The 23,042-nt window shown below is 38.2% G+C and carries 27 protein-coding genes; 21 read left to right on the top strand and 6 right to left on the bottom strand.

Annotated features, from left to right (window positions below):
* Positions 1–2: 2 nt before the first annotated feature.
* The 3 genes from ACGHIY_RS09240 to ACGHIY_RS09230 all read left to right on the top strand — a co-directional run bounded on the left by ACGHIY_RS09240 (position 3) and on the right by ACGHIY_RS09230 (position 1,498).
* Positions 3–596, top strand: coding sequence for a hypothetical protein (locus ACGHIY_RS09240; protein WP_038125659.1), 594 nt, complete (start codon positions 3–5; stop codon positions 594–596).
* 84 nt (positions 597–680) lie between these two features.
* On the top strand, positions 681–1,187 hold the full coding sequence (locus ACGHIY_RS09235; protein ID WP_105087238.1) for a YfbM family protein: 507 nt from the start codon (positions 681–683) through the stop codon (positions 1,185–1,187).
* Between the two features lie 23 nt (positions 1,188–1,210).
* The gene (locus ACGHIY_RS09230; protein ID WP_105087237.1) at positions 1,211–1,498 is read left to right on the top strand and encodes a DUF2695 domain-containing protein; all 288 of its coding nucleotides are present in this window, start codon (positions 1,211–1,213) and stop codon (positions 1,496–1,498) included.
* Positions 1,499–1,635: 137 nt separating this feature from the next.
* Here the strand turns inward: ACGHIY_RS09230 and ACGHIY_RS09225 are convergent, their stop codons facing one another.
* Positions 1,636–2,202 carry an NAD(P)H-dependent oxidoreductase gene (locus ACGHIY_RS09225; RefSeq protein ID WP_105087236.1) on the bottom strand — a complete coding sequence of 189 codons (567 nt, stop codon included), beginning with the start codon at positions 2,200–2,202 and terminating at the stop codon, positions 1,636–1,638.
* Positions 2,203–2,437: 235 nt separating this feature from the next.
* Between ACGHIY_RS09225 and ACGHIY_RS09220 the strand changes: the two genes are divergently transcribed.
* Both ACGHIY_RS09220 and ACGHIY_RS09215 read left to right on the top strand, forming a co-directional pair.
* Positions 2,438–2,935: an ECF transporter S component gene (locus tag ACGHIY_RS09220; protein ID WP_118091223.1), complete on the top strand. Its 498-nt coding sequence runs from the start codon at positions 2,438–2,440 to the stop codon at positions 2,933–2,935.
* Positions 2,936–3,173: 238 nt separating this feature from the next.
* Entirely contained in the window at positions 3,174–3,560 is a 387-nt protein-coding gene (locus tag ACGHIY_RS09215) for a hypothetical protein (RefSeq protein ID WP_008714711.1), read from the top strand.
* 167 nt (positions 3,561–3,727) lie between these two features.
* Here ACGHIY_RS09215 and ACGHIY_RS09210 read toward each other — a convergent pair whose 3' ends face one another.
* Both ACGHIY_RS09210 and ACGHIY_RS09205 read right to left on the bottom strand, forming a co-directional pair.
* Positions 3,728–3,799, bottom strand: coding sequence for a putative holin-like toxin (locus tag ACGHIY_RS09210; protein ID WP_219565824.1), 72 nt, complete (start codon positions 3,797–3,799; stop codon positions 3,728–3,730).
* Positions 3,800–4,411: 612 nt separating this feature from the next.
* Positions 4,412–4,789 carry a carboxymuconolactone decarboxylase family protein gene (locus tag ACGHIY_RS09205; protein WP_123138184.1) on the bottom strand — a complete coding sequence of 126 codons (378 nt, stop codon included), beginning with the start codon at positions 4,787–4,789 and terminating at the stop codon, positions 4,412–4,414.
* A gap of 66 nt (positions 4,790–4,855) precedes the next feature.
* On the opposite strand from ACGHIY_RS09205, the gene ACGHIY_RS09200 reads away from it, so the two are divergent.
* From ACGHIY_RS09200 to ACGHIY_RS09170, 7 genes are all read left to right on the top strand, one after another.
* The gene (locus ACGHIY_RS09200; protein WP_004698270.1) at positions 4,856–5,218 is read left to right on the top strand and encodes a MerR family transcriptional regulator; all 363 of its coding nucleotides are present in this window, start codon (positions 4,856–4,858) and stop codon (positions 5,216–5,218) included.
* 127 nt (positions 5,219–5,345) lie between these two features.
* Positions 5,346–5,690: a zinc ribbon domain-containing protein YjdM gene (locus ACGHIY_RS09195; RefSeq protein ID WP_004698208.1), complete on the top strand. Its 345-nt coding sequence runs from the start codon at positions 5,346–5,348 to the stop codon at positions 5,688–5,690.
* 100 nt (positions 5,691–5,790) lie between these two features.
* On the top strand, positions 5,791–6,183 hold the full coding sequence (locus tag ACGHIY_RS09190; RefSeq protein ID WP_004698148.1) for a hypothetical protein: 393 nt from the start codon (positions 5,791–5,793) through the stop codon (positions 6,181–6,183).
* 13 nt (positions 6,184–6,196) lie between these two features.
* The gene (locus tag ACGHIY_RS09185; RefSeq protein WP_004698229.1) at positions 6,197–6,709 is read left to right on the top strand and encodes a phosphatidylglycerophosphatase A; all 513 of its coding nucleotides are present in this window, start codon (positions 6,197–6,199) and stop codon (positions 6,707–6,709) included.
* Positions 6,710–6,922: 213 nt separating this feature from the next.
* Positions 6,923–7,462 carry a cysteine hydrolase family protein gene (locus ACGHIY_RS09180; protein ID WP_004698113.1) on the top strand — a complete coding sequence of 180 codons (540 nt, stop codon included), beginning with the start codon at positions 6,923–6,925 and terminating at the stop codon, positions 7,460–7,462.
* Positions 7,463–7,821: 359 nt separating this feature from the next.
* Positions 7,822–8,451, top strand: coding sequence for a superoxide dismutase (locus tag ACGHIY_RS09175; protein WP_004698210.1), 630 nt, complete (start codon positions 7,822–7,824; stop codon positions 8,449–8,451).
* Between the two features lie 453 nt (positions 8,452–8,904).
* Entirely contained in the window at positions 8,905–10,551 is a 1,647-nt protein-coding gene (locus ACGHIY_RS09170; protein ID WP_004698264.1) for a DUF438 domain-containing protein, read from the top strand.
* Positions 10,552–10,768: 217 nt separating this feature from the next.
* Here ACGHIY_RS09170 and ACGHIY_RS09165 read toward each other — a convergent pair whose 3' ends face one another.
* A complete protein-coding gene (locus ACGHIY_RS09165) occupies positions 10,769–11,956 on the bottom strand; it encodes a MalY/PatB family protein (RefSeq protein WP_390525497.1) in 1,188 nt (395 codons plus the stop codon).
* A 439-nt stretch (positions 11,957–12,395) separates the two neighbouring features.
* Here ACGHIY_RS09165 and ACGHIY_RS09160 point away from each other — a divergent pair, with 439 nt between their 5' ends.
* Both ACGHIY_RS09160 and ACGHIY_RS09155 read left to right on the top strand, forming a co-directional pair.
* The gene (locus ACGHIY_RS09160) at positions 12,396–13,748 is read left to right on the top strand and encodes an NAD(P)-dependent oxidoreductase (RefSeq protein ID WP_004694624.1); all 1,353 of its coding nucleotides are present in this window, start codon (positions 12,396–12,398) and stop codon (positions 13,746–13,748) included.
* A gap of 485 nt (positions 13,749–14,233) precedes the next feature.
* The gene (locus ACGHIY_RS09155) at positions 14,234–14,509 is read left to right on the top strand and encodes a helix-turn-helix domain-containing protein (protein ID WP_004694625.1); all 276 of its coding nucleotides are present in this window, start codon (positions 14,234–14,236) and stop codon (positions 14,507–14,509) included.
* On the opposite strand, the gene ACGHIY_RS09150 is transcribed toward ACGHIY_RS09155, so the two are convergent.
* Complete coding sequence (locus ACGHIY_RS09150) at positions 14,487–15,164, bottom strand: lactate utilization protein (protein WP_024061512.1); 678 nt, start codon at positions 15,162–15,164, stop codon at positions 14,487–14,489. The genes ACGHIY_RS09155 and ACGHIY_RS09150 overlap by 23 nt on opposite strands.
* 345 nt (positions 15,165–15,509) lie before the next feature.
* Here ACGHIY_RS09150 and ACGHIY_RS09145 point away from each other — a divergent pair, with 345 nt between their 5' ends.
* The 5 genes from ACGHIY_RS09145 (at position 15,510) to ACGHIY_RS09125 (ending at position 20,343) form a co-directional block, all read left to right on the top strand.
* On the top strand, positions 15,510–16,724 hold the full coding sequence (locus ACGHIY_RS09145; RefSeq protein WP_205112637.1) for an ATP-binding protein: 1,215 nt from the start codon (positions 15,510–15,512) through the stop codon (positions 16,722–16,724).
* A gap of 57 nt (positions 16,725–16,781) precedes the next feature.
* Positions 16,782–17,780, top strand: coding sequence for a phosphate acetyltransferase (gene pta / locus ACGHIY_RS09140; RefSeq protein WP_120055021.1), 999 nt, complete (start codon positions 16,782–16,784; stop codon positions 17,778–17,780).
* A 263-nt stretch (positions 17,781–18,043) separates the two neighbouring features.
* Positions 18,044–18,703 (top strand): DUF542 domain-containing protein, encoded by a 660-nt coding sequence (locus ACGHIY_RS09135; RefSeq protein WP_004694630.1) that lies wholly within the window; start codon positions 18,044–18,046, stop codon positions 18,701–18,703.
* 275 nt (positions 18,704–18,978) lie between these two features.
* Positions 18,979–19,782, top strand: a complete 804-nt coding sequence (locus ACGHIY_RS09130; RefSeq protein ID WP_021148723.1) for a hypothetical protein — start codon at positions 18,979–18,981, stop codon at positions 19,780–19,782.
* Positions 19,783–19,800: 18 nt separating this feature from the next.
* A complete protein-coding gene (locus tag ACGHIY_RS09125; protein WP_004694635.1) occupies positions 19,801–20,343 on the top strand; it encodes a glutathione peroxidase in 543 nt (180 codons plus the stop codon).
* A 176-nt stretch (positions 20,344–20,519) separates the two neighbouring features.
* Here ACGHIY_RS09125 and ygiD read toward each other — a convergent pair whose 3' ends face one another.
* Positions 20,520–21,314: a 4,5-DOPA dioxygenase extradiol gene (ygiD, locus tag ACGHIY_RS09120; protein ID WP_278451908.1), complete on the bottom strand. Its 795-nt coding sequence runs from the start codon at positions 21,312–21,314 to the stop codon at positions 20,520–20,522.
* Between the two features lie 440 nt (positions 21,315–21,754).
* Between ygiD and ACGHIY_RS09115 the strand changes: the two genes are divergently transcribed.
* Together ACGHIY_RS09115 and ACGHIY_RS09110 are read left to right on the top strand one after the other, a co-directional pair.
* Complete coding sequence (locus tag ACGHIY_RS09115) at positions 21,755–22,111, top strand: helix-turn-helix domain-containing protein (protein WP_004694640.1); 357 nt, start codon at positions 21,755–21,757, stop codon at positions 22,109–22,111.
* Between the two features lie 188 nt (positions 22,112–22,299).
* Positions 22,300–23,001: an MBL fold metallo-hydrolase gene (locus ACGHIY_RS09110; RefSeq protein WP_021148719.1), complete on the top strand. Its 702-nt coding sequence runs from the start codon at positions 22,300–22,302 to the stop codon at positions 22,999–23,001.
* Positions 23,002–23,042: the final 41 nt, after the last annotated feature.

Below are 23,042 nucleotides of genomic sequence, written 5' to 3'. Positions count from 1 at the left end.
TAATGGATACTGTGACGAAACAATATATAGAAACTGTGAAAGTCAGTGATATACCGTGGCATCGGTTAACCACAACTTACGGTCGTGCCACAGATTTTCCTACAGAGCTTGATGTGTTGTGGAGCATGAAAAGTATTGATGCTGTTGATGCGGCTGGTGAGGCGTTAGCAATGAATATTGAGCACCAATCGACATTGTGGCATGCTACACCATTTGCTATGATTTTCTTGCTTCGTATTTTTAAGAAAGCCCTAGAAGAGAGAACTCAGAATGAAGTAGCTCATTATTTAGCAGAACAATTGGTAGACCTATTTACTGTGATTGCTGAGTGCATCCGAGATGGTCTCGTGCTAGAGCATGCAGATCCATTACCTCATTTTGTGGATATGCTTAACGAAGAATACCTTTGGTCTGAAGAATACGATGAAGACGAAGATGTTCTTAGATATGAGGAAGAAGACGTATTTCCTGATGATTTATTCTTTAGCTTCTATTACTACTCCCTGGAAGTGCTTTTATTAGCTATTCCGTTATTAGATAAATCTCATGAAGGAGAAGCTAATTTACTAGACTTACTGACAGAGATAGAGTACTAAATGAGAGATAGAGTACTAAATATCTAAAGGGATAGCAGATTATTACATATCTACTGAGATTACAGGATTAGGAGGTTATGGGCTATGGGATTAATTGCAAATTATAACTGTTTAAGCGATGCGAATTTAAAAGAACTTAAGGCGATGGGCTCAGAAGAAGAGGGAATCCTTGATAGCGTTGAAGAGTGGGGAGAAAATGATGAGTTATTGCTTGATATCGACAAGATGTGGGATGTACTCCATTTCGTGCTTACCGGAGTAGGAACTGACCATAAGGACGATAATAACCCTCTTAGCCAAGCGGTATTAGGCGTAACGGCTGTGGAGGATGTATCAGACTATGTAGCATATACAGAACACAATCATTTAGCCAATATCGTGGTGGCCTTAGAGAAGTTTGATATTGAAAATGCTCTGGAATCTTTTGATATGAAAGCCTGCAAAGAGGCAGAATTATATCCAAATATCTGGGACTACGATGAGGAAGAGGAAGAAATCAGAGACGAACTTCTTCATGATTTCGAGCAAATGAAACGCTTTTATAAACAAGTGCTTGAAGCTAATAGGCATGTGCTTGTATCGATTTGTTAAGTTCATAAAAGGAAATTATTATCATGGATAAAGCACGTAAAAAAGAGTTGCTGAAAGCTTATGCAGACGAGCAAAAGCAATCGTTTAAAGATAGTTTACCTATGGATGAAGAGTTGTTTTGGAATCTCTTTGATTATGTAGACGAGAAATTAGAGGAAAATGACGGTTGCGATCATAGTTTGACTTTCACTAGGGAATTCTTGGAAAAACAAAAGGTAGATGTAGAAATCGTATTAGACTGGATCGTCAACGAAGGTGGCGGTTGTGACTGCGAGGTTCTCTACAATGTAGAAGAGAGATTTGAAGAGTAATATCTATGTAATTGGGAAGGTTTTCGTATACAGCTTGTTTTTGACTTAGAGCAAACTGTAAGCAGTCTAATGTAAATTTATTTGTGATTTTGGTAACCAAGTAATCTTTGGTAAAAAATCATAGTATACTAGAAATGTTAAATACTGCCGGCGATATTAGCGATTTTGTCTAAGAAGCGCCGGCGTTTTTCGTCTGAGCTATTTTCTGTGCCAGCCAGCTGGGTATGTGTAACCGGTTTAATGCCACAGGATTTCAGAACTTGATTTTTTAACACCTTGCCATAGTCCTGAATAAACGGCGTCAAAAAGGCGGGAGTATTGTGGGTGGTGATGATCCAGGCGGATTTTCCCTGTAAATGACCTATAAGCCCTCTTTTTCCATATGAATAGGCAAAGCCCGCTGTAAATACGCGATCAATAAAGCCTTTGAGCATTGCCGGCATACCACTCCACCAAATTGGGTAGATAAAGATGATTTGGTCTGCCCAAGTAATTAAGTTGCGATACTTTTCCATGTCCGGCACAGTGCTTAAATCTCGACGTTTGTGCGTATCATCAAATCGCAATATGGGATCGAACTGCTCCTCATATAAATCCAAGGTGTTCACATTGTGGTCTTTTGAAAGATTCTGTTGCACTACTTTCAGAATAGCGTCATTAAAACTTTGATGATTAGGATAGGTGTAAATGATTAAAATATTCATGGCTAGTTCCTTTCTATTTAATCATCGTCAGGTTGAAAGAATCTGTATAGTAAAATGGTATCTATATTAAGTTAAAGTCTAGTGAAGAGCACCTATTCTAAACGTAAATAACGATAAATGTTGGGAAGAGTGTATTGTTAATTCCTTTTGTTTGCGGGTGTTGTTATAAAGGTATATAGTATAGATATGTGGTGTATTTTATCGCATATCTATTTTTCTTTATAAGGAGGACGCTATGCAACACGTTCAAACCCGCAGTACTACGTCCGCGTTAGTACTCACAGCCGTATTGATTGCCCTCGCAACATTGTTTACCATGTACACGAAAATTCCAGTACCTGGCATTCGCGGCTATTTCAATGTAGGAGATGTCGTTATTATGACGTCAGCTCTATTATTAGGTCGAAAATATGGCGCCTATATTGGTGCTATCGGCCCGGCGCTAGCCGATTTATTTCTCGGCTATGTAGTCTTTGTACCCATCACCTTTGTGGTGAAAGGACTTGAAGGCTATCTTGTCGGTACTGTCTATAAGAATAAGACAACTACCTCTGCCTTGGTAGCAACTATCCTAGGTGGTATTGTTATCGTAGCTGGCTACTTTATCGCCGAATATTTTGTATTCGACCCAGGCGTAGCCATTGCCAGTATTTTAACTAATACTATTCAAGCTGTTATGAGCGTTATTATTAGCATGATTTTATATGCTATATTACGGAGACGACTTGCGTAATAGTATACTTATTGGTATACGATGTAGAAAAAGATGTTAGTATAGTTAATGATGACACTCAAGAAAGTACAGCGCTAGTAGCGCTGTGCTTTCTTTGTTTTTATTATAATTATCCATGAACTTTTAATTGTCATTATTTTCCTTAAAGTATTGATGCTTAGATAAATGGACATATTTGTTTTGTTAATATAAAACTCAATAATAATTTTATGTTGTGTGTTATGATTGGTGAAATTTTATGGTTAGAGTTTTATATTTATTTTTATTGCTAGTTGTTTTGAGTCCTATTAATGCTTTTGCTGATTATCAGAGGGACACGCTTGATATACAACGCTCTCTTAATGAGCAGATACAGTCTCAGTTAAAGATTCCGGCAAAAGTCCTTAAAACGAAGCTTAATAGAGATTATAGTTTTGCCTTACAGATAAAAACGGATACTCAAGGTCGTATTACTTCTGTTGAGTTAGATCCAAATGAGAGTACCTCTAATGATGAGATATATTTAGAGTTAGTACAGTCCGCAAAGGATACCGTTTGGAATATAGGGTATATTGATGTTAAAGCAGAACTTGTTTTTCATGTTCCCATTAATTTTATAATATCCTCTAATGACGATGTAAATTGACAGTCTTTAGAATTCAGACTATACTATAAGTACAAAAGAGCCAATTAACGTGTTCTAGGCGTTAGGCTCATCAAAGAATTGTGAATTTGATAAACCTAACGTGTCTAAGTATTGCCGTACTTAGTCTTAAACGTTAGGTTTATCTTATTTTATAATCAATATATTGATTATTTCTTAAGAATTAACACTACGAGGGTAGCGAATAAAATCATTAATGATAATGCTTCGTATACAGTCATAATGTCACCTCCCTCAAAAGACGGAGATGAACCCAACTCACGTTAATGGCTCTTTCGTTATTAGTATATAGCAGAAAATATTGATTGAAAAATATGGATTAATTTCGTACAACTTGTACACAAATAAAAGGGAGACTCTATCAAGAGTCTCCCTTTTATTAGTTATAAATAGACTAATATTTATTAATAGATTTTTATTGCATAGAACATAAGTTCGGTTTATAATAAACGTAAGATAGTCGAACGAGGTTGGGACACCCTTTTTCTTTGAAGGGGGTGAAAGCCTATGAATGCTTATGAAGTCATTATGATTGTCCTCGGGATTTTAACTGTCGTTATTTCCTTTGGCGCATTGATAGTGCTGATTTGTCGTAATAACGATAAATAGCCCTTCGTTACCAACTGGTAGCTGAAAACGAAAGGCCATTTCTGCATGTTTTATAATGTTTTGGGATGAGCCTGACGGAACCACTCGTCGACTATCTCTTTATTACATTATAATGAAATTGGCGTATATCGTCAATCTGGATGCGTCGTGTAATGTACATAATATAATAATGCTGTTGAGAGGGTCCGTAGGGATCCTCTATTTTTGTTGCCGTCGCTCCTTAATTATAGTACGTTTCGCTCTTCAAAGACTGCTTTCACCGTAAACAGTGCATTCAGCACGCGTGGAAATCCCGCATAGGGGATGCAGTGGGTGCAGACCTCTACGATTTGCTCGGGCGCGATACCGACGTTGAGTGCCGCGTTGGTATGTACTTTCAGCTGAGCCTCGCAACCGCCCAGCGTTAACAGGGACGCGAGCGTAATCAGTTCCCGTTCCTTGAAATTCAGGTTGGGGCGCATGTAGATATCACCGAACAGTTCGACCAATAAATCAGCGATGGCCGGTGAAATCTCTTGAATTGTGTTATACACCTCCTCCCCGTGCAGCCCGTCAATTTGTTTCAATGTGTTCATACCGATGTTAAAACGTGTTTCTTTCATAATTATTACCTCCGTCTAGACGTATGATATATGCTCGAGTATACTTGAGGTCAAGGTGGTGAAAGTATGAAAATCGGTGAATTTTCAAAATTGGTAGGGCTGTCTATTTCTACATTGCGATATTATGAGGATCAAGGGTTCCTTCACATCGAGCGACAGAACGGCATTCGCAATTACCATGCGGAGGATGTAGGCTTTGTGCAGTTTATTAAACGTCTGAAAGACATGGGAATGCCGCTTGCTAATATCAAGCGATATGCGGACTTGAGGTATGCCGGATCTCATACGGCCCGTGAAAGAATGGCACTGTTGCAGGAACACTATCGGTTTATTGAGGCCGAAATCAAACGATTGGAAGACTATATGAATAATCTTGAAGATAAGTTGGATTTGTATGAAACTTTAGTAAAGAAAAATGAGATTGAGTAGGTTTTTATTGTGGACATTATATAGCCATCGTATCAATATGGAGCTAATGGTCATCATATCAATATAGAGCTCGGTTTCTAAGGTATGGTATAATACTTTCATTATGTAGTGAAAAAAGGAGATCTAAATGGCAAATTTACCTAACTGCCCTAAGTGTGGCGATGAGTACACATATGAAGACGGTCATATGTTTATCTGCCCTATGTGTGGCAACGAATGGACAGCGGCCGATGCGCAAGCTGCAGCTGAAGCGGGTATCATTCGCGATGCTAACGGCAATGAGCTCGCTGATGGCGATACAGTGGTTGTTGTAAAAGACCTCAAAGTAAAAGGAGCGGGCGTATTGAAACAAGGTACGCGTGTAAAAAATATTCGCCTTATCACCGATGCAAGCGATGGTCACGATATCGATTGTAAAATTGATGGCTTCGGTGCGATGGCATTGAAATCTGAAATGGTTAAGAAAATCTAATCTAAGGAATCCCTACCGATAAAAATTCGGTAGGGATTTTTTCGTGGTATAATCAACTTATAATGCATATAGTAAGAGAGTTTTTAGATGAGAGGAAACTATGTTTAACCGTGTTATTTTATTGGCCTTATTAGTATCTATGATGAGTCCTATTAGTTCTCTAGCTGCAGATGTAAAGCCTGCGGACAAGCGTAATTATGAATTGCAACAACAGATTTCTTATAACGTAATCATTCCACCAGAGGCTTTTGAAACGAGTGCAGACGGAACATTAATTGTTCCTATAGAGATAAAGACGGACGATAAGGGCAATATTGTAGCTGTTGAAGCGGGTCCTAATAATTGGAAGCTAGATCGTGAAGCGTATCCAATTTTTGAGGAGGCTGCTAAAGAGGCGGCTTGGAATACTAAGCATGTTGATACTGATGAAGCGCTCGTTGTAACGATTCCCGTTAGTATTGTCATGTTATCTGATAACAATCTAAAGAAATGATAAAGGAGGACTTATGGAGGCTACAAAAGATTTAGAGAGATATACTTACGAGCTTCTCGCTGAACGGGGTGTCACAATAGAGGACATTGCAGAGCTTGTTTTTTATGTACAAAAACCATATATGCCGAATTTAAAACTTGAAGAGTGTAGAGATAGCGTGGCGTCTGTACTATCTAAACGGGAGGTACATAATGCAATTATTACGGGCATAGAGCTTGATAAGTTGACAGAGCAAAATAAATTATCTCAGCCATTGCAACGTATTGTTGCTAATGATGAAAGCCTATATGGTATTGATGAAATTTTAGCTTTTTCCATCGTTAATTTGTATGGATCTATTGGCTTTACAAATTATGGCTATTTAGATAAGGTGAAGCCAGGTATTATCAAAAAACTAGATAGCGAAGAAGGGGGACGCTGTAATACATTCCTCGATGATTTGGTAGGTGCTGTAGCGGCAGCAGCGGCAGGGAAACTGGCACATAATGAACCAAATCGCGTGCAACATGCTATAGTAGAAGAATAGAAGTCCGTCATATATCTACTTGTTGATAAAGTATGAGGTGGGCTTCGATGACTCATTGATAACACTTTCACAACAATTTGATGACACTTTCACAACAACTTGATAATAATTTATAGAGTTGGTAGATACTATTGATGTTATAAAGAATAAAGAGTATAAATAATATTGATTGGAAATAAGTACTTTGTTTTGTAGCTATATACAGGAGGAGCTATGCAAAAGGTTCTGGTAGTAATCGATATGCAAAATGATTTTGTAGATGGTGCACTTGGTTCATCGCAAGCACAGTTAATCGTAGATAATGTGCGTAAGAAAATTGAAAGCTTTGATGGTCCTATTATCTTTACTCGTGATACGCATGATAGAGATTACTTGGAACACCAAGAAGGAAAGCTTTTACCAGTGCCTCACTGCGTTAAAAATACCGAGGGCTGGCATATTGTGGATGGCTTGATTGAGGCTGCAGAAGGTCGATCAATTATGAGTCCTGTATCCTTTGTAGATAAACCAAACTTTGCCTCTTTTGAGTTGCTTACACGGTTAGAGGGCATGGATAGGGTAAATCCTATTGAGTCTATTACGCTCATCGGCTTATGTACAGATATTTGCGTTGTGTCCAATGCGATTATGCTGAAAGCAGGCTTGCCAGAGATTCCTATTCATATTGATTCGAGTTGCTGTGCTGGTGTAACAGAGGAGTCCCATCAAGCGGCATTAACAACGATGAAAATGTGTCAGTGTATCATTGACTAACTTGTGAATCAAATTTATATAAAACTATATGTGATTGCTGATCAAAAGTCATATAACAATTAACTAATTAAAGGCTGTAGGAGTTCCTATGGCCTTTTATGTTAGTCTTTTATATTGACGTTTTTCTATATAATGTGTACAATTAGATAAAGAATGATAATTCATATCAATTTGTTAGCTAAAATATTATATCCTAACTTCTGGTTACGTTAGGATAATCAGTCTCTTCTTGAAGTATATATGCTATGCTAGTAGATTGATTCTATATTACCGATGCAGGTGCATCGAATCGCTTTCACAAGAACGATGATACGAAATAGTTAGCATTGTTCTATGCCCTAAATTTAAGGAGGACTACTATGAAACCTTTCGAACTCGCACCATTACCGTATGCGTATGATTACCTTGAACCTGTTATCGATACTGAAACAATGAAATTGCATCATGACAAGCATCATCAAGCCTATGTTAATAATTTAAACGCTGCTATCGCAAAATACCCTGATCTTCCGTATGGCTGTGTAGACTGTATTCTCGGCGATATTGCTAATGTGCCTGAAGATATCCGTCAAGCAGTTATCAACAATGGTGGCGGTCACAAGAACCACACCATGTTCTGGGACATCATGACAAAACCAGATACTTCTAAATTGCAAGGTCCTTTGAAAGAGGCTATCGATGCTGAACTTGGTGGCTACGATGCTTTTGTTGAAAGCTTCTCTACTGCGGCAGCTACACGTTTTGGCTCTGGTTGGGCTTGGCTTGTAGTTAACAAAGATGGCAAGCTAGAAGTGACATCCTCTGCGAACCAAGATAATCCTTTATTGGAAGGTAAAAAAGCAATTCTATGCTTAGATGTTTGGGAACATGCATACTATTTGCACTACCAAAACCGTCGCCCAGACTATATCAAGGAATTCTTCCGCGTTATTAACTGGGACAAAGTTTCTGAAAACTACGAAAAAGCATTGAAACCACATCATGATTAAGTGGTACACTTGTTAGAAACAGAAACAGAAACAGAAACAGAAACAGAAACAGAAACAGAAACAGAAACAGTAATAGTAATAGACAAGTAATTTAAATATATAACGGATAGTTGATGTGTCTCCCTTCATGTATGAGCTGGGATGGATAATCATCTATCCGTTATTTTTATCTTTTTTTACTGTTTTCGAGCGTATAAGCGTATAATTTATTTTATTGGTAAAGAGTTACTATTGGTAAAGCGTTACATGATATTTTGAAAATTTTTGAATTACTTTCAAAAGTATTGCCACGGATACAGATTTTCTAATCGATATCGTTTATCATAGATTCATAGGTCATTATATATAGACCTTTCACAGTAAATAGATAGCCTTATATGCGAGATTTTTACGTATAGGGGCTCATTAATATTAGTAAGTATTTTATAAAGATTTTGACATGAGGGGCTCAAAATGGAAAAGAAATTAGATCTATCCAAATCTGTATATGATTTGGTAAAAGAATATCCTGAAGTAGCAGATATTATGAAAGAATTAGGGTTCAGCGAAATCACAAACAAGGTGATGTTGAACTCTGTTGGTAAAATCATGACCATCCCGAAAGGGGCTAAGATGAAAGGCGTATCCATGATCGATATCGTGGGCGCTTTCATGAAAGCTGGCTTTACCTTAGAAGGTGAAATGCCAAATCTATCTGGTGATGATGCGGAAACTGCGGGTCATCCTGGCGTAGCGCCTACTGCAACGGCTACAAAGTCTAATGTTACGGATACATCTGCTAACGTAGCATCTAGTACAGTTGTAGCAAATGCAGTAGAAAACAGTGAACCAGTATCTACTACAGCGACAGCTAATACTGATGAAGATTCCGAAACTAAGGCTGAAGATACAGTTCAAGATAGCGAACGAGTAGAGCAGCTCAAAGGCTTCTTGAAACGTTTAGGCACAGGTGAAGACCTTGGTGCGGTTCGTGAAGACTTTGCTAGTCAATTCGCCCATGTTGAGGCTAGTGAAATCATGAAAGCTGAACAAGGCCTTATGCGTGAAGGCACACCACTAGCAGAGGTTCAACAATTATGTGACCTTCACTCTGCCTTGTTCCACGGCTCCACTATCCATGAACAAATGGAGTCAGAACATGCTAAGGTTGAGGCTGTGTTAGAGGCTCAAGAGAAGAGCAAAAGTGTGGTGTCCTTGATTGAAACTGTAGGACATCCACTCCATCAATTAACAGAAGAAAACAAGGCTCTTGATGCGTTAATTGAATCCATTCGACCTAAGGTGGCGGATAAAACGGCAACTGTTGATGATGTAAATGCAGTGCGTCAAGTATCTGTTCACTATGCTAAGAAGGGTGACCTTTTGTATCCGCATTTGAAAGTAGCCTATGATATTTCTGGTCCATCTATGGTCATGTGGACTGTTGATGGTGATATTCGGGACCAACTAGGTGATTTAGCTAAGTCTAGCCAAAGCGTAGATGATTGGTATAGACGTTTTGATGAGCTTCTTACACGTGCACAAGAAATGATCTATAAAGAACAAAATATTTTGTTCCCAATCTGTGCAGAAAACTTCAGCACTGAAGAGTGGTACCAAATCTACAAAGATACAGCACAGTATGAAGAAATTTTTGGGGTAAAACGCACTGCTTGGCCAGAGGCTGAAACCGCATTAGCAACACAAACAACAAAAGCAAGTGGCGATGATAATACCATTGCTCTAATCGGTGGTAGCTTGACTGTGGATCAATTGAATGCCATGCTTAATACAATGCCAATGGAAGTCACCTTCGTTGATCACGAAGACATTAACCGTTACTTCAACGATGGTGAAAAGGTCTTTAAACGCCCTACGACAGCTATCGGTCGCGATGTGTATTCCTGCCATCCGCCAAAGGTAGAACCAATCGTACGTGGTATCATTGATTCCTTCCGTAAAGGTGATCGCGATAATGTAGCAGTATGGCTTGAAAAACAAGGTCGTCCGTTCTATGTCAATTACATGGCTGTTCGTGATCAAAACAATAACTATATTGGTACATTGGAACTCGTACAAGACATGCAATTTGCAAAAGATCATTTCGCTAGAACTAAATAAGACCCTATATATGTGGTAACCTGAATAGGTAACATATATGAGACATATATAGAAAAGTAAGACATGTATAGAAAAGAGGCTGCTCTACACGATTTGATGGTAGAGCAGCCTTTTTGCATACCTTATAGTTTACCGCACATACATCCCTGTATGTACTAAGGTTGTGTAGGGGATAGTATGATTAAATACAATTATTATGCTTAATATGGCTGATATATTAAATATTTCTAATAATGCTGTGGGTAGCGCTTTTTATATTTTCTAGGCTTGTAGCTAAGTTAAGACGTACAAAGGTTGCGTAGCTTTCACCTCCGAACCATTCGCCAAAGCTTGGTGCGAGGCGGCATTTGTTTTCGAATAGGTCGTGCATATCTTCGGGCTTTACATAGGCACTAAAGTCAATCCACGCTAAATAGGTGCCATCCATAGGGCTGATGCGGATTTTTGGTAATGCCGTACAAAGCTCTCGGCATAGATATTCATAGTTTTCACGAACCATGGCCAGTACATCTGTTAACCATGCTTCGGCCTCTGGGTGAGTGTAGGCTGCTGTGATGGCAGTTTCGGCAATAACGTCTGAGTCCGTATGGTATACATGAGCTTTATAGGCGTTGAATTGGCTTCGTAGCTTTTCGTTAGGAATGATAACCTCTGCGTGGTGCAAGCTAGCCATATTGAATGACTTGGACAAGGAGGACATGGCAATCATGTTATCTGCATAGGCTCCGTTCTTTACGGTTAAGGCTGATGTAAAGGCTGTTGGTCCTGTGATGAGATCTTGATGGATTTCATCACTTATGATGAGCACATTATGCTGTTGGCAGATACTAAATAATCGGTCCATCTCCTCTTCCGTCCACACATGCCCCACAGGATTGTGTGGGTTGCAGTGAATGAACAGCTTCACATCATGTTCGGTGATAGCCTTTTCAAATGCATCGTAATCCACGGTGTAGCGATTATCTTTGTTACGCATCATGGGAACAGCGATGATTTGACGTTGTGCATCGTTAGCGCTCGTATCAAAGGCGCCGTATACAGGACTTAGAACGGCGATGGAATCGTTTGGTTTTGTGAAAGCCCCAATACACCACATAATACCAGTAATTACATTGGGGGCGCTTGTAAGCCATTCTTCTTGAAGCTTACAATGGTGACGGCGTTTATACCAGCTTATAACAGCCTCTATATAATTTGGATTTGTCATAGTATAACCTAACGGATTGGCTTTCACATAGTTACAGATGGCATTTTGGATGCACTGAGGTGGCATAAAGTCCATATCTGCCACCCATAATGGTAATAGGTCGGTGCGACTGAATTTTAAATGCTCACCGTCCCATTTTCGGGAATGAGAACCGCGGCGGTCTATATAGTATTTGCTAGTGAATTCTGCTGTGTTCATAAGAAACCTCATATAAGGATATACCTTGGCTTTTATATCTTTAATTCTTATATGTATGTATATATTCAATTACGAAATAGATATTTCTATTCTGTAAGGTGTATCTCTAATTCTTATTACTGTATCTATTATCAGTATACATGCATCCTATTATATGTAAATGGACTTGTATAAAATCTATGCAATCCTTGCATGAATAGGGGCTATATTCGTATACAAAAGGTGCTATATTTGCTTGACTGTTGGGACTTTCACAATTTAGAATATACTATAGAATAGTGTGAGTCTGACCAGTGACCACACGTCTATCGAATGGTTACAAAAGATAAATGTTAGCAGCATGTGGCGGCGTCCCTATGTGAGAGGGCTCATCGGAATGCTTAGGTGCATGCAACGCTGTAAGTATAGTATACTGGATCCTTGTTAGGAGGCATGTGCCATGAGTAACGAATTAAAACCACTACATTTTGATGCGGATTATACGATGGAGGAAGCGCTCGCGGAGGCGAAACGTTGTCTAAATTGTCCAAAACCTTTATGCCGTATGGGTTGTCCTATTGAAAACGAAATACCTCGTTTCATCCAAGCTATCGCACGTGGTAATTTTGGTGAAGCTAATGATATCTTAGCGGAACGAACAAATTTACCGTCTATTTGCGGTCGCGTATGTCCACGTGAAAATCAATGCGAAGGCAACTGTATCATGAATAAGGCAAAAAAACCGCCTATTAACATCGGTAAATTAGAACGCTTTGCTGCTGACTTTGAAAGCATCAATGAACTTCGCAAACCTAAGAAGATTAAACAAGATCTTGGTAAGGTAGCGGTAGTAGGGTCTGGTCCTGCAGGTTTGTCCGTAGCAGGTGATGTGGCTAAACTCGGTTATGAAGTAACCGTATTTGAAGGTCAATCTGAACCAGGGGGCGTACTCTTATTTGGCATTCCGGAATTCCGCTTGTCTAAAGCCGTTGTACGTCGTGAGATCGCTCGCCTTGAAGGGTTAGGCGTTAAGTTCGTATGCAATACATTTATCGGCCAAGATAAAACTTTGGACGATCTCTTTGCTGAAGGATATGATTCTATCTTCATCGGTACTGGTACGCATATTCCTCAAGACGTGCGCATGGAAAACGATGAAGTACCTGGTGTATTCCAAGCAATGTACTTGTTGACGAATGTACAATTGGTAGAAAATGGGGAACTTGATGAAAATCAAATTCCTGTTAAAAAAGGTGACCGTGTTATCATCATCGGCGGTGGTAACGTAGCGATGGATGCAGCTCGTACATGCGTACGTTTAGGCTGCGAAGCGGTAACAGTAGCATATCGTCGTAGCCAAGAACAAATGCCAGCCTTGTTGTCTGAATACGAAGAAGCGCGCGCTGAAGGCGTTCAATTCCAATGGTTCGCTTCTCCAGTAGGCGTAGAAGGTACAGATAAGGTTGAAGGCTTCAAATATGAAGTGATGGCGCTTAACGAAGATGGTGCAGGTATCCACGGCACTGGTAATTTCCAAGTAATGCCTGTTGATAAAATCATTATCGCCGCAGGTCATAAACCAAATGCTCGTCTTGTAGGTGAAGGTAATAACCTAAAAGTAGATGAAAAAGGTTATATTATTACATCTGAAGATCCATATGGTATGACTAGTCGTGAAGGTGTATTTGCAGGTGGTGACGTTGTTCATAAACCTGCTACTGTAGTATTGGCTATGCGTGAAGCTAAAAAAGCTGTTGATGGTATGGTTAAATACATGGAAATCAAAAAAGCACAAGAAAGCGCAAATCAATAATTTTATATAAATACATAGAAAGGACTATACAGTTCAGCTGTATAGTCCTTTTGTATTGTTAATAGACTTATTATTCCTAAATGTATTTTAACAATATTGCGTATTTACAATATATCGCATTTACTATATATCGTATAGTTTTCTTGTATTATGGATAGAACTAGGTAATTTTATAAATCAAGTGTATGCATAATGTATGAATACTGTATAAAATTTGCAATATATAGATAATACCTGTATTTTTGATTTGTTATCTGTATTTTTAATGATAATAACTTTTATATATACTAAAATTCCACGAAATGATGAAATCCTACGCAATGAAATCTGCATAGTACAAAAGCCTTAACTAAAATGATTTACACATTAGTTTTTGTTAAGGCTTTTGTGTTATCGTTTTTCAACCACTACTAGGAAATGATTGAGCCCAGATTTATAGTAAAGGCATAAATATGTGTTGAGGGAGAAAGTAGATAGAGGTTAGCATGAATCCTATCGTATGTTGTCAAGATCTACAAGTTCGACAAGAAGTTCACAAGCTTGGTGTATTGATTTTACTTTGGCGCAGACAATTGGGAATGACTCAATATCAATTGGCAGATAAATCTGGTTTAGCCCAATCTTATATTAGTGATCTTGAAAGTGGTGCCGTAGATCCTCGGTGGTCCACAATTTATAGAGTAGTGTATGGACTTGGAGAAATGAATATACAAGATTTTTTGAATGGGCCGCAAACAATTAGAAGCCTAAAGATTCATTAATGATGATGACTTCCATAGTTTGCATATTGCGCATCTTTTTATAGTAAATGGTTAATGCATTACATATGCGGTCGGGAGAACCACAGTCATAGCATTTCTCTTCTAATGTGGCACATGGATTGAGAGAGCTCTTTTTGTTCTTTTTGCTGTTGAGCGGAGCGGCCACATTGCGTGCACGATAGATGGCGGAAGCTAAATCCGGCGTAATTTTGTTGATGCCTAGCACAAAAAATACTTCTTGAGAGCCAAAGAGTGAGGCGGCAACACGATTACCCGTACCATCAATATTGACCATTTCCCCCGTTTGAGCAAGAGCATTTACAGAGGTGAGAAATACATCACGTCCCATGGTGCGCAATGCGGTGTCGCGGAAGCTTTCACCAGGAAGGGGACGTTGGATATCCGTTACATCTTCGTTGACTTCGGATAGGGCTTCATAAGCATTGAGTTTTAGTAATGTGCGAGAGTCTCCGATGGCTACATGTTTGTTTTGAATACGATCTTTTAAATAGGAAATAGCTTCAGTACCTGTTTCGAAATAATGGACTACAAAATTATTGCGTTCCAAGGCTTTAATTGTTTTCTCTATGTCTATAGGTGTGTCATTGTATTTTGGATGTATAACAGCATTGATCGTTGTCTCTGTATTCGCCATAAGACCTCCTAAAGGGGTGTATAAGGAATATAAATTGGCATTTGGCTATCCGTATTTTGTTTCTATTATTGTAGCGTATTATGTGTAAAGAGTTCAATTATTGGTATGTAGTTCATAGATAAACATTAATTGAAGTGCTGTATGTTTAAATTTAAAGTAAAACTTTAGGAATCTAATCCAATTTTATGCTTAAAATAATAAAAATTTGGAATGAAATCCAACTTTATGATAAAATTAATATAAAGTTGGAATGGAATCCAAATTTATTAGGTAAGTGATATGATATCTGATAGTACTAATACATGGGTTCCATCTATGAGAAGGTACATAGATGAGGAGGCCCTTATGAAGTTAATTCAGCGCCAAGGATATCTAGATTTTTTACGGCGTAATCGAGAGCGGCCTATTATTAAGGTCGTTTCAGGCATACGCCGTTGTGGTAAATCTACATTGTTTAGGCTGTTTAAAGATGAGTTATTGGCAGATAATGTGAAGCCTGAACAGATTATTTCCATTAATTTTGAAGAATTGGAATACGAGCATTTGCGAGATTACCATGCGTTGTATCAATATATTTTAGAACGTATGCAGCCTAATGAAACGAATTACATTTTTCTTGATGAAATTCAGCATGTAGATCAATTTCATCGTGTCGTAGATAGCTTGTTTGTAAAAGAGAACACAGATTTATATATTACGGGCTCCAATGCATACTTTATGTCTTCTGATATCGCCACATTATTGACTGGACGATATGTGGAAATTCAGATGTTGCCATTGTCCTTCAGTGAGTTTTACCATAGCAAGTATGAGGGTAATCAGTATTCTTTGATTCCTGCCTATGAGGCCTATCTTCGTGAAAGTTCCTTCCCTTATACTCAGCAATTAGGGGGCGAAGACTTTGATATTCAAGAATATTTACGTGGATTATATAATACTTTGTTATTGCATGATGTTGTGGCTCGATTGAAAATTAATGATGTCACAATTTTACAAGATATAGTGCGGTATATTATGGCGAATGTTGGTAGTTTACTTTCACCAAATAAAATAGCCAACTCTCTCGTTAGTGCAGGTCGAAAAATCGATAATAAAACTGTAGAACGGTATTTACAAGGATTACAGGATAGCTTGTTGTTATATAAGGTAAATCGCTATGACGTACGAGGTAAAGAATTACTACGTATCAATGCAAAGTATTATAGTGTTGATGTAACATTACGAAATTTGCTAGTGGGGAATGCGAGTCGTGATACAGGTCATATACTAGAAAATATCGTTTTTCTAGAGCTCATTAGACGAGGATACACCGTATATGTAGGGCAACTGGCTAAGGGTGAAATAGATTTTGTAGCACAAAAAGGGGGGATTACCGAATATTATCAAGTTAGTGAGACCGTACTTGACTCTAATACTTTGAGCCGAGAACTAGCACCGCTTGAGGCGGTACAAGACCAATACTCTAAGTTTTTGCTCACCTTAGATGAACTAAATAAAAATGCCAACTACGACGGAATTCAACAACGAAATGTTTTAGAATGGTTGTTAGAGAGTCGTTAACTTGCTATAATAATAGTATTGATATGGCGTAAAGCCAATGTTAAGGAGGCAAAAATCGTGGATTTAATTCAAAAATTAAAAGACCAAGTAAAACCATTAGGTAAAAAAATCGTGTTGCCAGAATACAAAGATGAACGCGTATTGAAAGCAACTGAAATTATTTTGAAAGAAGGTTTTGTAACACCTGTACTCGTTGGTAATCCTGCTGAAATCGCTGAGGCTGTTAAAGCTGTTGGTGTATCCATCGAAGGTGCTGAAATCATCGATCCTGCTAACTACGATCGTTACCAAGAAATGGTTGATACATTCGTAGAATTGCGCGCTAAAAAAGGTATGACTCCTGAAAAAGCTGACGCAACTATGAAAGGCGATTGCTTGTTCTTCGGCGCTATGCTTGTTCGCCTTGGCGCAGTAGATGGCATGGTTGCTGGTTCCGCTTGCCCAACAGCAAACGTATTGCGCGCTGCATTGCAAGTTGTAGGTACTAAACCAGGTCTTAAAACTGTATCTTCTTCCATGTTCATGTTCACAAGCAAAAAAGAATATGGCGACGACGGTATGCTAGTATTCTCTGACTGCGGCGTATTGCCTAATCCAACTAGCGAACAATTGGCTGATATTGCAGAATCCACTGTAGAAAAAGCTCGCAAAGTTGTTGGTATGGCTGACCCTCGCGTATCCATGTTGTCCTTCTCCACAAAAGGTTCCGCTTCCACTCCAGAAGTAGATAAAGTGGTTGAAGCTGTTAACATCTTGAAAGAACGCAACGTTGATTTCAAATTTGACGGCGAATTACAATTGGACGCTTCCATCGTTCCTTCCGTAGCAGAAAAGAAAGCTCCTGGCTCCAACGTAGCTGGTAAAGCTAACATCTTGATCTTCCCTGATCTTCAAGCTGCTAACATTGGTTACAAATTGGTACAACGCTTCTCCGGCGCTGATGCTCTTGGCCCATTGATTCAAGGCTTGGCTAAACCAGTTCATGACCTTTCTCGTGGCTGCTCTGCTCAAGACGTTGTAGACGTTGCTGCTATCGCTGCTGTTGAAAGCATTTAATAGCTGCCTAAACAATTATATATACACATATGTTATATATGTTTTGATATGCTGAAAGCTGGCTCTATAAGGCCAGCTTTTTGTATGTTCAACATATATCCATATATTTTTATATTCATCACGCTATGTTATTTCTTACAGCGTTACCATTATTGTCATGTTACTTTCAAATTCGTAGCCACTGCGACAGACAGAATCCATGGTTGGCCGTATAGTATAACTACAAGAAAATAGATCGGCGTAAACCATTGGAGGTGTATCTTATGAGTTTTGGGACTATTAATAAATCCATGACCGTAGCTGATGCGGTTAAAGTAAATCCAGAGTTAATGGATGTATTAGCAAAAGATGGAATTGATTTTTGCTGTGGTGGTGGACATCCTTTAGCGGAGGCTATTGCAGAAAAAGGTAAAGATGTGGATGCATACATTGCTATGCTAAATGATGTACAAGTTGCTCAGAAATCTTCTCGTGCAGAGGTGCTTAGCTATTCTAAAGACCAATTGATTGATTACATTGTTCATACCTATCATAGAGAACAATTAAATATGATTGATGAAATTGACCAAGGGTTGGCAAAACTGCTAAATGTACATTATGACCATCATGGTGAGGAATTGACAAAGATTTATCAAACCTTTTTGCAACTCAAATCCGCTCTTGTACCTCATTTCCGGCATGAAGAGCATGTAGACTTCCCTGAGTTTAAAGCGGGTAAACCCGTAGACTTTGAAGAACTTCGGGCTGAACACGAAGCTGCAGGTGTACTTTTGGAATCCTTAAGTGCATTGACCAACCAGTACACAGCACCAGCAGATGGCTGTGCTACTTATGTGTATGTATTTAAGACCATGAAAGCTTTAGAAGAAGGCCTGCATGAACATATTTTCTTAGAAAACTCTGTTTTGTTTGACATGAAATAGATTATAATATCATCTGTATAATGACAAGGAGCTATTGCAAAATGGCTCCTTGTATGTAGTAAAGACACCAATCGAATGGTTGGTGTCTTTTGTTATCTTAAAAATTATGAGTTTGTAACTATATATGGTGAAAATATCTCATTTGCGTAAATACATATAGAAGGTGTATGATTAAATTAGTTATATTTGATTAATATATTTAATCAATATATTGAGTAAATGCACTTGATATATACAGGTGTAGTTATGTTTGAAGTCGTGAAAAGGAGAGGGCTATGATTTCTGTATTCGACACAAATCCTGTTGTTTTTGAAAGTACGGATCGTATATTGACGGTTAGTTACAATGGTGTACTCTGCAAAGATACAAATGGTCAGGTGATAACTGACATTGATTTTGATGACGTAAATGAGCTTCATCTTACAAGATATTTAAATTCAAATAGTAACTATTCGATTATATTTAGAGACCACAATTGGAAAAATATAGAAGGTCAAGATTTAGATACGGACCGTACAGAATCTAATGCTGGTCACAATATTCGTGAAACAAAAGCAATCATTGCTGCTTTTGTCCGAAATAAATTGACTGCGGACTTCCCTGCAAATTTAGATACTCTTCAATTGCCACTAGATTACTCCTACATGGGTAAACGAGAAATTACCATTAAAAATGGTGTTATCTCAAATGGTAAGGTAGATATTCCTATTAATGAAATTCGTCGCGTAGTGTGTGCATCTAATGGTACAATTAGTAAACTATTAGTATATAAAGAAGAAAAACCTAGTTCTTTCTTTAAAAAGATTTTCGACAAATGTGATATGAAAATTACGTTGAATGCCATTACGTTGCCTTTGTTGGAAGCTATCGTAACACGTAATACAGGCCATGGTATCGACTTCTCCCGCGGTAATGGATTTGATCAAAAGGATTCCAACTATATTATTATTCGCTACCTTGATTCTGGATTCTTCCTTGATAAAGATGGTACAGCACCTACAGAATGGCAGAAAACGGCGGCTGATAGAACAGCTGCCTTTGATTATGATGTGCGTTATAAGTATAATAAAGATTTTTAATTTAAATTAGGAGATTCCATGTCTGTATATCAATTTTCCCTGCCTACTAAGTCTGGGGAATTACAATCTTTACAAACTTATGAAGGTAAAGTTCTTATCATTGTTAATACGGCGAGTAAATGTGGATTTACTCACCAATATGAGGGACTAGAGGCTCTTTATAAGCAGTACAAAGAGCAAGGTTTAGAAATTATTGCGGTTCCTTCTAATCAATTTGGAGAGGAAGAACCTGGTTCTAATAACGAGATTCAATCTTTCTGCAAATTGAATTACGGTGTTACTTTTACCGTTATGGGGAAAGCAGATGTACGCGATGAAAGTGCATTAGACCTTTTCAAATACATGATACGAGAACAACCATTCCAAGGCTTCCCACCTAGTGATAAAACTGAAATGCTTACAGATTATCTCAATGGCATCGATCCTAATTATTTAAAGGACGATGAGGTAAAGTGGAACTTCACTAAGTTTGTTATAGATCGTAAAGGTAATGTGGTAGGGCGCTTCGAACCTGTTGTAAAACCGATGGAAATGGAAGCTTTCATTAAAAAACTCATTTAGTAGAGTCATTAGTATGGTAAAGAAAAGAACCGCTAGTTTTTGTAACTAGCGGTTCTTTTGCGTATATAAATATATATATATATTTATTTTTTTATTTTGGTTTATACATAGTAATGTAAGGTTTTATGTGAATAGGAAATAAAAATTTCCTAGGAGATTTTTGTATCTTTATGAGCTTAAAGTATGCTTTGAGGCTCATCCTCAAAGATAAATCCCGTCATTGATAGGGAGCCCAAACTATAGGTTTGATTAAATACAGTCGGTTTTGCACCTTCACTAGCGCCCATAATATAAATTAGTGGTAAGTAGTGATCTGGTGTAGGTGCTGCATAGCTAGCCTGAGGATGTCGAGTGTAATTAACAATAGCATCTATATCGTTTTCTAAGACGGCCTTAGAAATGTATTGGTCAAACTCAATTGTGGCAGAGGTGCCGGATGGACTGTCCCATTCTATGCGTCTTAGATTATGAACGATATTACCGCTGCCCATAATAAGATAGCCTTCATCGCGTAATGACTGAAGTTTTACGCCTAATTGATAGGCTTCTTTTGGGCTTAGGTATTTATTGATAGATAGTTGGACAACTGGAATTGATGCATCAGGGAACATGTGAACTAACACAGTCCACATGCCGTGATCGATACCCCAAGTGTCATTTATAGAAACGGAGTTACCCAGTAATTTTTGTACTTCTTTCGTTAAATTGCTGTCACCCTTTGCAGGATATACAACTTCGTAGAGTTCTTGCGGAAATCCATACATATCGTAAATTTGTTTTGGATTCTCTGTGCTTTGAACATAGGTGCCATCTGCATACCAATGAGCAGAGATGGCGAGTATGGCTTTTGGTTTGCCATAGTTGTTGATTATATTTTGTCCTATACGTTTGAAAGTATTTGTTGTTTCTGTATGTTCTAAAGCCATCATAGGGCTGCCGTGACCGACGAATAGTGTAGGCATGCGTTTCATAATATCACCTAATCCTTCAATTGATAATGTGTAATCTGTTTAATGCTGTAAAATTGATACAATTGTTTAGCTATAAATGTTGATGATTAAATCTAATAGTTATTGATTCACCAACCGATAATTGTATTTAGTTAGTGAGTTTATTATATATTGGTGCAAATATTTTGAATAGTAGAATTATTTGAGATAGGTACTATCAAATATGATAGAATTGTGATATTTACTGATTAAAATATTTTCAAAAATTATTGTACCCTAAAAAATGATACTATAAAATACTTGCAATTCTAAAAAATTGTGATATGATTTGAACTACATTAAGTGGAAATATTTCTAATACCGAAATAGAAATTGTAGTGTAGCTATAAAGAGTAGCTTAGTTATAGATGTTAATTTTGTTATAACAAGCTACTTAAGCTAGATATATAAGGAGAATGACAATGGCAGAGCAACTTGTAAATGTTCATGATTTAGTGGGGCGGTGTCCTTTTGCAACGAGCCAAAAGTTATTGGCTGGTAAATGGTCTTTGTTGATTATGCATGAATTATCTGAAGGTCCTGTGCGCTTCCGTGAACTAGAGCGGAGATTACATCCAATTACACAAGCTACACTTACAAGAGCGTTGCGCCAAATGGAAGATGACGGCCTTGTACATCGTGAAGTATATGGAACCATTCCACCAAAGGTTGAATATAGCCTTACCGAAGTGGGAGCTGGTTTTAAAACTGTATTAGCTTCCCTTGAAAACTGGGGTAACCAATATATCGACTATATGAAAGCCGCTGGCCGCATCTAAGAAATGCCAGCGGCATTTCTGCCCTTATTATGATACATATGGGGCACTATATATTTGATAAGACTTTAAAAAAGTCCTTTATATGTGTCATGAATAGCCATTTGTTTATGCCATGCATTTAGAAAAATATGGTATAATAAAAAATACGAATGATATAAATTCTCAATAAATTAGAGGTATTGATAATAATGTTACATGTTACTTTTTTAGCGCATAGCGGATTCCTTGTAGAGGATGGTAAGCGTTGCTATGTGTTTGATTATTATAAGGATCCTAATAATATTGTTTGGCAGTTGGCTAAACGAGGGCGTGAACTTTGGTTCTTCGTAAGTCACACTCATGGAGATCACTTTAACCCATCCATTACGGAATTTGATGGGCCTCAAACGCGCTATATTTGCCATCAAGATGTGCCATTAGAAAGCAAGGTAAAAAAATGTATTACCATGCGCCCTGGCCAAGATGCACTATTAGATGATGTAGGCATCCATATGTATGGCAGCACCGATGAAGGTGGTTCTTTTTACGTAAAGACAAATACGGCGAATATCGACTCTGACTCTATCTTCCATGCAGGAGACCTTAATTGGTGGCATTGGCTTGGTGATACGCCAGAAAACAATGCGGATGCAAAGCGCATGGCTTGGCGTGAGTTCAAGGAATTAGATGGTTTGTCCGTAGATGTAGCGATGTTCCCTGTAGATAATCGTTTGGAAGACGCTATGGAATGGGGTAGTATTGAATTTTTGCGCCGTGTACAGGTGAATAAAGCCTTTATTCCAATGCATTTGAATGGTCCATTATGGACACCGTCTGTGTACTTTAAAGCTCTCTTTGGGGAGGTGCCGATTTGGGAACCTCAAAAAGATGGCGATGAGGCTACATTTTAGATTGTAGATATAATTGTGAAAGTCCGTAGACCTCGAGGTCA

This window comes from Veillonella parvula, from assembly GCF_042850485.1.
In the GTDB taxonomy this organism is placed as follows: domain Bacteria; phylum Bacillota; class Negativicutes; order Veillonellales; family Veillonellaceae; genus Veillonella; species Veillonella parvula_Q.
The sequence above is the reverse complement of the archived record's forward strand: the minus strand, read 5'-3'. Positions and strand labels throughout refer to the sequence as shown.